The sequence below is a fragment of the Paenibacillus sp. FSL F4-0125 genome (assembly GCF_038008565.1).
Classification (GTDB): domain Bacteria; phylum Bacillota; class Bacilli; order Paenibacillales; family Paenibacillaceae; genus Paenibacillus_AQ.
The window spans coordinates 4,204,843-4,219,100 of sequence record NZ_JBBOZJ010000001.1 but is presented as its reverse complement, the minus strand read 5'-3'; the positions used below and the strand labels follow the sequence as shown (position 1 = coordinate 4,219,100).

Here is a 14,258-nt window from a genome sequence, read left to right as displayed (position 1 = left end):
CTTCTTGGTAGATTTAAGCTTGTTGTAAGGTTGGCATGAATTTGCTGTAAGGTTCGCAGCCTATAGTAAAAGTATCAGCAAATTATGAGGTGAAATGTATGGAACCATTATTAAAAGTAGAAAACATAAAAAAAGTGTACGGGAAGTTAAGTGCTGCTTACACAGCGTTAGAAAACGTGTCTTTTGATATTCAAGCAGGTGAGTTTGTAGGGATTATGGGACCTTCCGGCGCTGGAAAATCAACCTTGCTAAATTTGTTAGCAACCATTGATTCTCCAACTGAAGGGAAAATTTATATGAAGAACAAGAGTATTCATGATATGAAGGAAGCAGCTTTGTCAGACTTCCGACGTGAAAATCTCGGCTTCATCTTCCAAGATTACAATTTACTCGATTCCTTAACTGTAAAGGAGAACATATTGCTTCCTCTGGCGATTGCTAAAATTCCAGCGAAGAAAATCAATCACCTCGTGACTCAGATCTCCAAAGTATTTGGTATTGAAGATTTACTGACCAAATATCCGTACCAAATCTCTGGTGGTCAAAAGCAAAGAACCGCTGCGGCTAGAGCGCTTGTGACAGAGCCTGCGCTGATATTGGCTGATGAACCAACTGGTGCCCTTGACTCCAAATCAGCAACAGATTTATTGGAAAGCTTAAGTTCTTTAAATGAAAATAATAATTCGACCATTATGATGGTGACCCATGATGCCTTTGCCGCAAGCTTCTGCCGCCGGATTATTTTCATCAAGGATGGTTCATTCTCAACAGAAATCTATCGTCGTGATCAGACACGCAAAGCCTTCTTCCAAGAGATCTTAGATGTTCATGCGGCCATTGGGGGTGAGGTTGATGACGTTATTTAGTCTAGCAAGAAAAAATATAGCACGAAACTTCTCTCAATATTTCTTATACATTGCATCGATGGTGTTTAGTATCATCATTTACTTTACATTTGTGACCTTAAAATATAGCGATACGATAGCAGAACAGACAGCTTCATCCCAAAAACTTGGTTCACTAATGAGTGGAGCGGCAGTCATTCTTATCTTTTTCGTATTCATATTTATAGCTTATTCCAATTCGTTTTTTATGAAAAAACGTAAAAAAGAAGTCGCACTGTATGCGTTGCTAGGGGTACGTAATCGACAAATAGGTTTTATGCTCTTTTTCGAAAATTTATTGTTAGGATTATTCTCTTTAGTAGTAGGAATTGTACTTGGGTTCCTATGTTCAAAAGGATTTATGACGATTTTGATTCATTTAATGGGTTATGACGTTGTAGCACCCTTTACATTTTCAGCGTCGGCAGCGATGAACACGGCTATCGTATTTCTAGTTATTTTCTTAGTGACATCGTTTCAGGGCTATCGCTTGATCTATCAATTTAAGCTGATTGATTTATTTCATGCTTCCAAAAAGGGAGAAGTGGCACCTAAACCATCTATGATAGTAGCTGTTCTTGGAGTGTTGCTCATTGTCTTGGGCTATTGGCTCGCGATGCAGGACCTTTTCACTTCTAAGATATGGGAAAAAATCGGATTTCTCATGACTGTATTAATTATTTTAACAACGGTTATTATGGGTACATTTTTATTGTTCCATAGTGTGACTGGCTTTGTGTTAGCAATGATTAAGAAGAATGAAAAGTGGCTGTGGAAAGGCCTTCATGTAATTACCATTTCGCAATTGCTTTATCGTATCCGTGGAAATGCACGTACATTAACTGTGATTGCTGTGTTAAGTGCTACGACAGTAACTGCCGGTGGAGCGGTGTATGGCCTTTATTACAATACGAATGACTCGGCGAAAACAATTAATCCGAATACCTTTATGTATCAATCAACAGATGCAGAAATGGATAAACAAGTGAGTGCTGTGTTACCAGATACAAAATACGATAAAAATATTGAAGCACTATCCATTACATTTCATACGAAAGAGTTAAACTCGCCATCAACGTTCGATAGCACTGATAAAAGAGAATATACAGTTATCGATGAAAAAACATACAACCAATTAGCAAGTGTACAGCATAAAGAAAAATTAGATGTAAAGGACGGCTACGCGGTTATTTTAGATATCGGATATGACAAAAGGTTCTCACCAATATATACAGGGAAAACGATAACAACAGGCAACGGCCATCCTCTCACATTCCAAAGCTTTAAAACGCAAAGCGTATTGAATGCAGGCACAGCAGGTATAACCGTGGTAGTCTCGGAGGACCAGTATAAAGTGTTGCATAATGATGGGGAAGTGCTGCACTATCGTGTTCTTGGGGTAGATGATGCGTCTGTGGATTTATCTAAAAAAATTGCAAACCAATTACCTGAAGAAGCGATATTTTCAAGTGGTCCACAAGATTACCAAACAAGTTTGGAAGGTGTGGGTTCTCTACTGTTTATCGGAAGTTTCCTTGGTCTAGTATTTCTGGCTGCTACAGGCAGTATCATTTATTTTAAGGTTTTAACAGAGGCAGAAGAGGATAAATCACAGTACAATATGCTGCATAAAATGGGTGTCAGTGCAAAAGAAATGCGAAAATCCATTGCGTCACAGGTATTCGTTATCTTTGTTGTACCGCTTATAGTAGGGTTGTTGCATAGTGTAGTGGCTTTAAAAGCATTTTCTAGTCTAATGATGATAGATTTAGCAAAACCTGTGTTGCTCTGGATGATTGCTTATACCGTAATTTACGGGTTGTATTATTTCTTAACCGTAGCCTCTTACAATCGTATTATTACACTAAATAATAGAACAGAAGGATGATTGAGATGAAAAAATTTCTAATTACTATTGGTATTTTGTTTGTTATTGGAGTTGTAGGGGTCTTTGCTATAGCGAAGATTGATTTCAATCGCTTCAATGCCGAAAATTACTACTTACAAATCACAGAGGATGGGGAACCCCATGAATATAAACTGAGCGATGGTTCAGTCATGACCTCTTATTCTTATACACTAGAGGCTACAAATGCTAAAGGTAATACCATTCCACTGGAATTTAATGCACAGAAAAACCTTCGTAAAGGCGCCTACTTGAAAATGTATGTAAAAAAAGGCGATCAAGTCTCCTCATATGATGAAGTGAAATTAGAGGATATTCCGCTAAAAGCAATAAAAAACTAATAAATTGAAGAAGGGCTGTCTCCAAAAAAGTAAATGGAGCACAGCCCTTTTCTCTGTCTAATGAGTAAGTAAGGTAATTATATTATAAAAGAATAGTAATGGTGGTTCCGGTATTTTCAACGCTTGTCAAATCGAGTTTCCCCTCATGAGCCCAAATAATGTCTCTTGCGATGGCCATTCCTAACCCAGTTCCATGCTTGCTTGTTGTGTTTGTACCCCGATAGTAGCGTTCGAAAACCTGTTCCAGATCTTTAGCTGGAATACCCTGGCCATTATCAGAAATTGTAATTTGGGTATGCGGATTAATGGTCTCCACTCGAATCTTCACCACGACATTTTCATCGTTGTGCACCAGCGCATTGTAAATAAAGTTAAGGATTGCACGTTTTAGTAATTTTTTATCCACTTTATGTACGGCTTTAACCTCATCTGCCTCAAATTCGATCTGCCTTTCACCAAAGGTTGGGTCATTTAAAAGTTCAATTGTTATTTCTCGTAGAAACTGAACGAGATTCACCTCTTCAAATTGCAGGGATAGCTGGTGATTACGCAAACGCGTCGTTAAATTGAGGTCATCTAACAAATCTTTCATATACATCGATTTACTCTTGATAATTGCTGTGTATTCCTGTAATTCTTGGGCTGTTAAATCTGTGGCACTGTCGTTTATAAATTCTGCATAACCTTGAATAGAAGCCAGTGGTGTTTTCATGTCATGCGAAACATTGCTAATCCATTCCTCACGCATTTGGTCGAGGTGTTTACGTTCCTCTTCATGCCGATCAAGCTTTTCAGATAGTTCATTCATATTACGAAAAACATCTTCATAAACGCCTTTGGGAGCAGGCATTTTCTTAAACCGTCGTTCCCTGAGCTGTTGAATACCATCTATTAAGGTATGAAGGGGTGCAGTTAACTTTTTCCCAAATAGAAATCCAATGATAATTACAATAAGCACATCCACGATTAAAAAAATGGAAAGAAAAACATTAACATCTTTGAAAATTTTAGCGTAGTCATAGGTCATTACGTACCGGCCTATTTTAGGATTTTGAATCCCTAAAAAGTAACTGGAATTTTGGGCTTCGCTGACAAAAACCGTCGTGCTAGCATCTAATTCTTTATATTTATACATTTGTACAATCTCAATCGGGGAATACTCTGTTTGCAACTCTTCAGGGGTATTAAATGCTGATACTTGCTCCCCATGTTCATTCAGAAATTGTACCCAGGCGCTCATTTCTTGTAGTTTTTTGAGGCCTTCTTCGTTTACAACAGGTTTGCCAGATTGTAGTTCTACATATTGTGAAAAGGTCCGGCTAAAGGTTTCTGCAGACGCTTCTTCAGTACCGAAATTATTATTCTTTAGCTGTATAAAGAAGAGGGAAAGGAACAAAATAGCGTTTACGATACCAACGATTACAACAATAGTCATAACCGATCTTAAAAATCGGAGTGTTAATTTCCATTTCAACTTGTCTCACCCCTTGGTATGTAATTTATAACCTAACCCTTTAACCGTTAATATAAAGGCAGGCTTTGAAGGGTCTACCTCAATTTTTTCGCGTAAGCGCCGAATATGTACCATCACTGTATTATCGGAACCAAAAAAATCTTCACCCCATACCTGTTCAAACAAGGTCTCTTTACTTATGATCTGATTCGGATGATGCATGAAACAGCTCATTAAACCGACTTCTTTGGCGGTAAGCACAAGGAGTTCGCCATCCTTTTTTAATTCTGTCTCATTGGCACTAAGCTCAAAGGGGCCAACCTGCAAGCTCTTCGGAGCCTTTTTTTCCTCTGTAAAGCCAGCTCTTCTTAGTTGTGCCTTTACCCGATAAGCGACTTCTTTTGGACTGAATGGTTTAGTAATATAATCATCGCCACCTATCGCCAGCCCTAAAAGCTTGTTAATTTCCTCGTCCTTTGCAGACATAAATAAGATCGGTGCATTTGATGTTTCCCGAATTTTTCTGCATAAGTCATAGCCTTCTCCATCTGGCAGCATAATATCTAGCAAGATCAGTTCAGGATTATACTCCTGAAACTTGTCCCATCCCTCTGCAACTGTACCGGCAGTTACAACGTCCGGAATACCTTCTTTATGTAAAACTGCCTTCATCAGACGCGCTAAATCATCTTCATCGTCTATGATTAATACCCATTTATGACTTGCCATTTGTTTCCCTCCATCACACAACATTATCTACATTATAAAGTACTTTAATTCTTTCGCAAAAAAGCAAAAGAAAGGCTTGCATGAAGATGGGTATTACTTAGACGAACATAGCAAAGCAATATTCGGTGAATGATTATATTCCGCTCTCCGGTTATTCCAGTAATATCACTTCTGACGATAGGGAGATCCTATTTTGGTATCCATGTGAGTTTATTGGAAATAAATGATAAGTATGAATCTAAACAAGGACAAGCAAGTAGAGCTTACGTTAAATGGCAGCGACTTGCCAGGAGTGCAAGCAGACTTAACAGGAACAACAGCAACCAATGTTGATTTGCAGAATATTTCACAGGATGACTTTGTACGTACAGCTGTGATTATGCTGGTCGGAATCATAATTGTGCTAATAGTCATTACGCGCTCTGTGTCCAGTTCTCTGTTCATTATTGCTTTCTTGGTGCTAGTGTACTTACTTCTTTTGGAATCAGTGAAATCTTGAGTTGGATCGTTCCATTTTCAGCTTCATTATGGTTGCAGCCCTAGGCGTTGATTACAGCATATTCCCGATGATGCGGTATAACGAGCTTGAAGGGGATGTTGGATCAAGAATGGAGTGGCATCGCGTTATATGGTTGGCGTAGTATTGTCTACTGCCTTTATGGTGCTACATCAAAGAATGTAGTTGACAAATCGAGTTATATTTAGAAGGCAGTAAAATTTAAAAATACATGCGTATTACGTATGCTGAGAACAATAGAAAGAATCTTAGGGGACCTTTGTGGTCGCTAGTTTCACCATATCAGAAAGTATGTAATTATCGACTATACCTTACAACTTTATTACGCTATAATCAACGTAAAGTCACCAGATGACCTAAGAGTAGGATGATTTTAATAGATTAATTAATACTAGCTTTTGATATGCCAAAACGTATTTTGTTATTGAAATAGGTTGTTTATATTGTTTATGATAATATTAAAGGTGTTAATTAAATCTAGAGTAGGTAGATTATGAGTCTAAATGACAACGTATTAATTAAAATTCGTGATATGCGAGAGAGTTTTACACCAGTTGAACGATTGGTCGGAGATTACATTTTAGAAAATACGGAAGAGATCCCTCATTTGTCGATTAAGGAATTGGCTCAATCGAGTAAGACAAGCGATGCATCTGTCCTTCGTTTCTGTAAGACGATGGGTTACAGCGGATACCGCAATTTTATTGTGAGTATATCGGCATCTTTGGGTTCTCGTGATGAGGATTCAAAGGCTCAATATACAGATATTCAGCCAGGTGATGATCTCTCGACAATTATATCAAATATTTCATTGAATAATTGCAAGTCCATTGAGGATACGCTTAGTGTTATTGATCGAAAAGAAATTACAAGAGCTGTAGAATTACTATGTTATAGTAAGCGAATTGTTTTCTTTGGAATAGGTGCTTCGGGACTCGTTTGTATGGATGGGGAACAGAAGTTCTCGCGAATTAATAAGATGTGTCATGCCTATACAGATGGTCATAGTCAGCTCACGGCAGCAACTTTACTTGAGAAAGATGATGTTGCCATTTTCATTTCTAACTCTGGAGCAACTAGTGATATTATTGATGCACTGGAAATTGCCCAAAAGAATAGAGCGAAATGTATTGCGATTACGAAGTACAATAAAAGTGAGCTTGCGGAGCGGGCGGATATTGTACTGAGCATATCCACACCTGAAATAACAATCCGCAGTGGGGCTATGGGCTCGCGTATTGCGATGCTTACGATCATCGACATATTATTTGCTGGTGTGGCAAGTGCAGAATATGAAGAAGTAAAAACCTACTTAACAAAAACGCATAATATATTAAAGAAAAAACTTAGAAATTAGGTTCTGATAGAATGAATGTGGAGGAAAGCATTGATCATGGATCAATGCTTTCTTTTTTTTGTATTTCATTCACTTATTCGTGTACTAAAATGTACTACTTATCAATCCATGTCAGATTATCTACATGATGAATACGTTGATCTAATGAATATAATAAGTAGTTTAATTCAATAATTAATAGCTTGGCACACAATTATGAGGAAGAAAATGAATGGAATTGAAGATGAAACATCATCCGGTTGAACACGGATGATGTAACTTTATGTTTCGTTTGGAGCGATAATCAGCAAATAATACATTTTTTTTAAATCGCTTTAACCTTAGAGCCATAGCGATCAAAGCAATTTGTAAAAATTTAAATTGTATCTTGTAAGCGCTTTATAAATGTGGTATAACATAGTGTGTAAGGAATGAAATAAAACATCAGAATATAATTTCTTTATGAAATTATATTTCAAAATCTATTGACGAAGCGATGGTGTTGTATTAGTATAAGAACATAATAATTGTAAGTTAATCTAACGCGTATTGTTAATTTCATGACAGATTAAGGCTAGGAAGAAGGAGGATGGCTATGAATGACTACCTTGCGGGATTGACAACAGAGGCTGTGAATCCAGACACATTAATGATTGATGAATGTACTACGGAAGAAATGATCCAGTTAATGAATCAACAAGATGCACTGGTCCCCAGAGCTATAGCTGAGGAGATTCCGCAGATTGCAAAGGCGGTAGATATTCTACATCATAGGTTGTCTAATGGTGGAAGAATGTTTTACATAGGAGCTGGCTCATCAGGAAGATTAGGTGTTCTGGATGCTTCCGAATGTCCTCCTACCTTTGGTACAGATCCTTCCTTGGTGCAGGGCTATATTGCTGGTGGTGATATTGCTTTGCGTACTGCGGTTGAAGGCTGTGAAGACGATATGGATGAAGGGATCGCATTAATCGAAAGCATTGGTGTAACAAACAAAGATGTACTTATTGGGATTTCGGCAAGCGGTAGTGCAAACTACGTTATTGCAGCTTTAGCGAAAGCAAAGGAACTTGGAGCAGCCACTATCGGTGTTTGTAACAACAGAGGCTCAAAGTTCGAACCCATTGTAGATGTTTGTATAACACCTGTTGTAGGACCTGAGGTCATTAGCGGTTCGACTCGATTAAAGGCAGGAACTGCTCAGAAGTTGGTGCTTAATATGCTGACAACATGCACAATGGTCAAGTTAGGAAAAACGTACAACAACTTGATGGTTGATCTGAAGGCTAGTAATTTTAAGCTCGTAGATCGCTCGATTCGTATCATCATGAACACGACTGGTGTAGATACATCAACCGCCGCAGAAACACTTGAAAAAGCATCTATGAACTGTAAGCTGGCAATTATGATGATTAAATCGGGGTTAGATGCAAAAGAAGCAGAACAAGTACTTAACACAAACGGAGGACGCTTGAAACAGGCAATCGCATCATTGGTTTAGGTGTGAAAAGTGGAATAACAGGATGGATGCTATTAATAATTGAGGAGGCTGTTTTCGATGAAAAAAAGATCACGTGGATTAACTCTGTTTTTGTCAGGAATCATGATGGTATCACTATTATCGGCTTGCGGAGGAAACGGAAATAACGCTCCAGCTTCTACAGATTCCGGTAACACAGGAACTAGTAACGGTGGTTCTGAGCCTAAAAAGGATACGATTACAGCACTTTTACCTCCGATATCAGCGAACTATCAAACACGTTTTGCTGATATGGAAAAAGAATTTAATACACTACATCCTAACTTGACTTTGAAAATCGAGCCAGCGAGCTGGGAAGATATGACGCAAAAACTTGATACTCAAGTAAATGCAGGTTCTCCTCCAGATATTGCTTTTATCGGTGCTTCAGGAATTTCGAAATATGCAGCACTTAATGTATTAATCGACCTTAACGGTGCCCTTTCTGATGAAGCCAAGGCAGATTATGACGAAGTTCCATTGAAATATTTCCAACTAGGTGACGCTCAATACGGTCTACCAGCATATATGGAAATCCACACTATCGGTGGTAACAAACAATTCCTTGAAGAAGCCGGAATTGATTGGAAAAGCGTTCAACAAAACGGTTGGACTTATGAAGAGTTTCGTAATGCAATTTCTAAAGGTGTAGTGAAAAATGATAAAGGTGAAACTACTCGTTATGGTTTCGTGTTCGCAACATCTGGTGTAGCATCTAAAGACTATCTGGCTATTCTTGCTAAAACTGCAGGTTTACCAGATTACTTCGATAAAGATCTTAAATATACGTATACAAGCAAAAACTTCTTGGGGCTACTTACATCTATTCGCGAAATGATCAACGATGGTTCTATGCCTAAAGAGCTAAGCTCTATCGATGCTGGTAAACGGTGGAACATGTTCCTAACGGGTCAAACGATGATCACAGGTAAAGGATTATCTGCATTTGAAAACTCTGCTCGTCTAAACAATGAGAAGATTAAAGCGAACGATGGTTCAGCTGTTGCAGATTCTATTGAAGTTGATTATATTTCACTCCCAGTCCCAACATTCAACGGTGCCGATTATGTCCCTACTTCAATCGTTGATGGTTATATCGCACTTCGTGGTAAAAAAGCTCCATCTGAAGAGCACATCAAAAATATTGCCCTAGCAACGAATTTCTTGTCTTCTGGTTCAATTGCTGCTAACTACAGTAATGAGCTGTTCTTATCACCAATTACTGAATCTGCACGTAATGCAGAAGTACTTGAAAAATTCCCTCGTAACGAAGATAACGTTGCTGCAGGTAAAGCTATGATGGCAAAAGCGCTTCCGGCTCGTACAGATATTCCTACTGATCTGGCTGCTGAAGCATTAAAAATTGAAACAGAAGTTATTATTCCTAAACTACAAGCCTTACTTGCAAATGAGATTGCTCCACAAGAAATGTATGATGCAGTTAAAGCAGCTGCAATTAAATCTTTCGGTAAAGATGGTATTGTAGTTGACTAGTCTGTCGTAGGCTGACATGTGAAAGCTGTGCGTAGCTAGAACGTACAGCTTTCCTTCTAAATTAGCTAGAGCTTGTACTGTTTTTAGAAGAGAGGTGCGACCCAATGAATCAAACGTTGACTAAAAGAAAAAAATTGAAACTCGAAAGTGACTCAGGTTGGGGATACGCGTTTATCGCAGTAGCACTTATTGCGTTTTCTTTATTTACCGCATATCCAGTCATCAATGCTTTTATTATCAGCTTACAAAAATATGGTCCATTAGGATCCACTTTTGTCGGCATGGATAACTTCGTTAACTCGTTTTCAGATGAACTTTTCTGGAAAGCGCTGAAAAACACGTTAGTATATACGCTATTAACTGTTCCATTTAATATTCTTCTATCATTTTTAATTTCAATTTTGATTATTCCTTTCAAGAAAAAAACACAAACGATCTTTAAAGCACTATATTACTTGCCAGCCGTAGCATCTGGTGTAGCGCTTTCTGTAGTGTGGCTGTGGATCTTCGATCCGTTAAAATCAGGTATTGCCAATAAGCTCGTGAGTTTTTTAGGTATTGAAAATCAAAACTGGCTTGGTTCCAGTGCAACTGCAATGTTCTCACTTGTGTTAATGTCATGGTTATCAAGTCATGGTACAGCAATTATTATTTATATAGCCGCATTACTCGCTATTGATAACAGCTATTATGAAGCAGCTGAAATTGATGGTGCGTCCTTCCTGCAAAAGCTTTGGTTTATCGTTGTCCCTTTCCTTAAGCCAACAACGCTATTCCTACTTGTTACTGGTGTTATCGGTTCCTTCCAAGTATTCCAAAACGCTTATCTTATGACAGGCGGTGGACCAGACCATGCAACAACAATGGTAGGTTTGTTAATCTTTAACAATGCGTTCACATATTTTGAGTTTGGTGAGGCAGCGGCACAATCATTAGTACTAGCAGCGATTATCGGATTTATATCATTCCTTCAATTCAAGTTTTTAGGTAAAGATGTAGAATACTAGGAAAAGGAGCAGAATACTATGGGTTTGTACAACAACAGCTTAAGAAGCAAAGGGTATCTGTTCATACGTAATGGCGCAAACATTACGTTCCTTATCCTATTTGCCGCAGCTACCATATTCCCGATATACTTTATGGTCATCTCCTCGTTCGGTGATCCGGTAGAAGCTGGTGCAATGAGCTATTCTATCTTACCATCGAAGATTTCATTTGATTCCTATAAATTCTTCTTTAACTTCAGCCCACATACATGGGACTGGTTATTGAACTCCTTTATAGTGGCAGCGTGTATTACGGTATCTAACGTATTCTTTGCTACACTCGCTGGATATGCTTTTGCAAAAATGAAATTTAAAGGAAAAAACATTTTGTTCGCTATTTTGCTGGGATCTATGATGATTCCTGTTCAAGTCACACAGGTTCCACTATATATTTTGATCGTAAATATTTTTGAATTACAAAATACGTACACGGCATTGATTATGCCGAGCATAGTAACGGTATACAACATCTTCTTGGTTAAGCAGTTCATGTCCTCCATTCCAGTTGAAATTATTGAATCTGCTAAAATCGAAGGTTGTTCCCAGCCTAAAATCTTCTGGTATATCATTATGCCTTTATCTAAAACAATTATGGCAGTACTAGCAATCCTAACGTTCATGGCGGCATGGAATGACTTTTTCTGGCCTTTCCTAGTAACGAATACAATGGATATGCAAACCATTCAGGTTGGCTTGAAAAACTTTCGCTTTGCGAATACAACTTACTTTGCACCGATGATGGCGGGGGCAACCATTTCAGCAGTGCCAATGTTTATTCTGTTCTTCAGTTTACAAAAATACTTCCTTGAAGGGGTAACAGTTGGAGCGGTGAAAGGTTAATGGACAAACAATCAAAAGTTGATGCAACATACTTAGTTGGCTTGATGTCCGGTACATCAGTAGATGGTATTGATGCAGCAGTAGTTAAGCTTTTTCCATCAGCCGAAAAAGAGCATGGAGTAGAGATTGAATTACTGGCTTTTGAAAACACACCTTTTGAGGTGCAAGTTAGAAACTCCATATTTGAGCTTTTTGATCCCGCTAGCGCTACGATTGATAAGGTTGGCGCAATGAATATGTGGCTTGGCGAATTATACGCCCAAGCCACATTATCCGTTATAGGGAAATGTGGCCTTTCGCCTTCGCAAATAATCGCAGTAGGATCGCATGGTCAAACGATATACCATGCTCCGGAAGAGAAGGTTATGGGCGGCTATAATCTGCATTGTACCGTTCAGATAGGGGATGGTGCAGTTATAGCGAATCGAACAGGAATTCCTTGCATATCAGACTTTCGAGTTGCTGACATGGCAATGGGTGGACAAGGAGCTCCGTTAGTACCATTTACCGAATACTTATTGTTTAACAATCCAGAGAAAACACTTCTGATGCAAAATATTGGCGGAATAGGCAATGTGACTGTTTTGCCTGTAAATGCCTCACCGGATGAGGTATTTGCTTTTGATACGGGTCCTGGAAATATGATTATCGATGGCCTTGTATCGCAATTATTTGCACCAATGACAATAGATGTTGATGGCGAAATTGGTGCGGGCGGTCAAGTGATTGATGAGCTATTGAAATGGATGCAGCAGGATAAATATTATACGATGCCGTTACCAAAATCGACAGGCAGAGAACGGTTTGGCCAACAATACGTGGCACAAATCATTGAATTGATGAATGTTAATCACTGGAAAGCAGAAGATGTTGTTGCGACAGCTACGTTTTTAACTGCCTGGAGCATCGTCGATAGCTATGAACGGTATATTGCACCACAGCATCAGGCCGAGCAATTGTTAATTGGCGGCGGTGGAAGCTATAACAAGACGCTTTTGCGTGATTTACAGCACTTATTTGCACCGCATAACGTGCAGGTGCTGACGCAGGAGGATATCGGTGGTAATAGTGATGCTAAGGAAGCAATTGCTTTTGCTCTGCTAGCGTATTACACGATGGAGCGCTTACCCAACAATATCCCGCTAGTAACTGGAGCTTCACAGCCAGTAGTAATGGGCAAAATTTCCTGGCCCTATATTGGACGTTCACAGGAGGCTTAAATGATGCAAATCAGAACCTTTTCAATTGAAGATCACTCTGCAGTTGTAGAGCTTTGGAATCGTGAGGCTACAAAATATGATTATAAGCCATTTACAGAGCGAGAGTTTCAAGATACATTCATCGACCATCCTTATTTTGACGCTGACTGTATATGGGTAGGCTGTGACGAAAAAGGGATTGTTGGTTTTGCAGCTGGCTGCTGCGGTGACGATCTCCCTCTTGGAGATGTGGCCGGTTATATTACGAGTGTTATTATAGATACCCATGTGGCTTCTCTGGAGCTTTACGATGCTTTTCTATTGCGTTTAGAAAAAAGATTCCAAGAACTTGGGAAAAGACAAGCGGATGTATTGTTTTTCAACCCTGTTAAGCTGAAGTGGAGTATACCAAGTGCACCTCAGCATGAGCATAATAATGCCCCGGGCATCAGTAAGGACCAGCCATTATATGAAGCTTTAATGGCTAGAGGCTACGAAGATCGAGCGACGCAATGCGGCATGTATTTAAAACTCGGAAGCTTTATAGTTCCCGAAGATATTTTAGATAAGGAAACCAATGCAAATAGCAAGGACTTTTACATTACGTCCTATGTCCCTGATTTACATACAGGGCTTGAAGCAACGCTTGCTGCCCTGCAAAATCCGCAGTGGAAGAAGGATATTGTTACTTATGTGAAGGGTGGCGCACCACTTGTAGTAGCTGTGTACGGCGACGAGGTTGTGGGCTTTGCAGGTCCAATTATTTCGCAGCCTGATGGAAGAGCATTTTTTTGCGGTATCGGAGTGCACCCAGAGCATGAGGGTCATGGCCTTGGCAGTGTATTATTTTTCAGAATGGTTGAAGCTTTTCAAAATGTGGGCTGTCAATATATCTCTCTATTCACTGGAAATAATAATCCGGCTCTTCGAATCTATCAAAAAGCGGGCTTTACTATTGAAAAACAATTTTCTATATTGCGGAGGGAACTTTAAA

General features: G+C 39.0%; 13 protein-coding genes. 11 read left to right on the top strand and 2 right to left on the bottom strand.

Translation table 11 applies throughout. The features are described 5' to 3' along the window. The first annotated feature begins 98 nt into the window (after positions 1-98). From NST74_RS18755 to NST74_RS18745, 3 genes are read left to right on the top strand one after another with little or no spacing between them, the layout of a single operon-like run. Positions 99-866, top strand: coding sequence for an ABC transporter ATP-binding protein (locus tag NST74_RS18755; protein WP_339287275.1), 768 nt, complete (start codon positions 99-101; stop codon positions 864-866). Next, positions 853-2,772: an ABC transporter permease gene (locus NST74_RS18750; protein WP_341113781.1), complete on the top strand. Its 1,920-nt coding sequence runs from the start codon at positions 853-855 to the stop codon at positions 2,770-2,772. The genes NST74_RS18755 and NST74_RS18750 overlap by 14 nt, the downstream gene beginning before the upstream one ends. A 5-nt stretch (positions 2,773-2,777) precedes the next feature. Further along, positions 2,778-3,131, top strand: coding sequence for a YxeA family protein (locus NST74_RS18745; RefSeq protein WP_076121081.1), 354 nt, complete (start codon positions 2,778-2,780; stop codon positions 3,129-3,131). A gap of 82 nt (positions 3,132-3,213) precedes the next feature. Here NST74_RS18745 and NST74_RS18740 read toward each other — a convergent pair whose 3' ends face one another. Then, the gene (locus NST74_RS18740) at positions 3,214-4,605 is read right to left on the bottom strand and encodes a sensor histidine kinase (protein ID WP_341113779.1); all 1,392 of its coding nucleotides are present in this window, start codon (positions 4,603-4,605) and stop codon (positions 3,214-3,216) included. A 6-nt stretch (positions 4,606-4,611) separates the two neighbouring features. Further along, positions 4,612-5,313 carry a response regulator transcription factor gene (locus NST74_RS18735; RefSeq protein ID WP_076121043.1) on the bottom strand — a complete coding sequence of 234 codons (702 nt, stop codon included), beginning with the start codon at positions 5,311-5,313 and terminating at the stop codon, positions 4,612-4,614. A gap of 223 nt (positions 5,314-5,536) precedes the next feature. Between NST74_RS18735 and NST74_RS18730 the strand changes: the two genes are divergently transcribed. From NST74_RS18730 to NST74_RS18695, 8 genes are all read left to right on the top strand, one after another. Continuing rightward, positions 5,537-5,812 carry an MMPL family transporter gene (locus NST74_RS18730; protein ID WP_081954129.1) on the top strand — a complete coding sequence of 92 codons (276 nt, stop codon included), beginning with the start codon at positions 5,537-5,539 and terminating at the stop codon, positions 5,810-5,812. A 511-nt stretch (positions 5,813-6,323) separates the two neighbouring features. Then, positions 6,324-7,187, top strand: a complete 864-nt coding sequence (locus NST74_RS18725) for a MurR/RpiR family transcriptional regulator (protein WP_341113777.1) — start codon at positions 6,324-6,326, stop codon at positions 7,185-7,187. Positions 7,188-7,761: 574 nt separating this feature from the next. Beyond that, on the top strand, positions 7,762-8,667 hold the full coding sequence (gene murQ, locus NST74_RS18720) for an N-acetylmuramic acid 6-phosphate etherase (RefSeq protein ID WP_042129111.1): 906 nt from the start codon (positions 7,762-7,764) through the stop codon (positions 8,665-8,667). A 57-nt stretch (positions 8,668-8,724) separates the two neighbouring features. Beyond that, positions 8,725-10,179 (top strand): ABC transporter substrate-binding protein, encoded by a 1,455-nt coding sequence (locus tag NST74_RS18715; RefSeq protein ID WP_042129109.1) that lies wholly within the window; start codon positions 8,725-8,727, stop codon positions 10,177-10,179. Between the two features lie 104 nt (positions 10,180-10,283). After that, positions 10,284-11,186 carry a carbohydrate ABC transporter permease gene (locus tag NST74_RS18710; RefSeq protein WP_042189608.1) on the top strand — a complete coding sequence of 301 codons (903 nt, stop codon included), beginning with the start codon at positions 10,284-10,286 and terminating at the stop codon, positions 11,184-11,186. A gap of 18 nt (positions 11,187-11,204) precedes the next feature. After that, positions 11,205-12,065, top strand: a complete 861-nt coding sequence (locus NST74_RS18705; protein ID WP_042129105.1) for a carbohydrate ABC transporter permease — start codon at positions 11,205-11,207, stop codon at positions 12,063-12,065. Beyond that, a complete protein-coding gene (locus tag NST74_RS18700; protein WP_341113776.1) occupies positions 12,065-13,285 on the top strand; it encodes an anhydro-N-acetylmuramic acid kinase in 1,221 nt (406 codons plus the stop codon). Before NST74_RS18705 ends, NST74_RS18700 begins: the two co-directional genes overlap by 1 nt. Beyond that, the gene (locus NST74_RS18695; RefSeq protein ID WP_341113775.1) at positions 13,286-14,257 is read left to right on the top strand and encodes a GNAT family N-acetyltransferase; all 972 of its coding nucleotides are present in this window, start codon (positions 13,286-13,288) and stop codon (positions 14,255-14,257) included. Position 14,258 lies beyond the last annotated feature (1 nt).

Coding starts and splice junctions, on each gene's coding strand:
- NST74_RS18755 (WP_339287275.1), top strand. CDS start 99: ATGGAACCATTATTAAAAGTAGAAAACATAAAAAAAGTGTACGGGAAG.
- NST74_RS18750 (WP_341113781.1), top strand. CDS start 853: ATGACGTTATTTAGTCTAGCAAGAAAAAATATAGCACGAAACTTCTCT.
- NST74_RS18745 (WP_076121081.1), top strand. CDS start 2,778: ATGAAAAAATTTCTAATTACTATTGGTATTTTGTTTGTTATTGGAGTT.
- NST74_RS18735 (WP_076121043.1), bottom strand. CDS start 5,313: ATGGCAAGTCATAAATGGGTATTAATCATAGACGATGAAGATGATTTA.
- NST74_RS18730 (WP_081954129.1), top strand. CDS start 5,537: ATGATAAGTATGAATCTAAACAAGGACAAGCAAGTAGAGCTTACGTTA.
- NST74_RS18725 (WP_341113777.1), top strand. CDS start 6,324: ATGAGTCTAAATGACAACGTATTAATTAAAATTCGTGATATGCGAGAG.
- murQ (WP_042129111.1), top strand. CDS start 7,762: ATGAATGACTACCTTGCGGGATTGACAACAGAGGCTGTGAATCCAGAC.
- NST74_RS18715 (WP_042129109.1), top strand. CDS start 8,725: ATGAAAAAAAGATCACGTGGATTAACTCTGTTTTTGTCAGGAATCATG.
- NST74_RS18710 (WP_042189608.1), top strand. CDS start 10,284: ATGAATCAAACGTTGACTAAAAGAAAAAAATTGAAACTCGAAAGTGAC.
- NST74_RS18705 (WP_042129105.1), top strand. CDS start 11,205: ATGGGTTTGTACAACAACAGCTTAAGAAGCAAAGGGTATCTGTTCATA.
- NST74_RS18700 (WP_341113776.1), top strand. CDS start 12,065: ATGGACAAACAATCAAAAGTTGATGCAACATACTTAGTTGGCTTGATG.
- NST74_RS18695 (WP_341113775.1), top strand. CDS start 13,286: ATGATGCAAATCAGAACCTTTTCAATTGAAGATCACTCTGCAGTTGTA.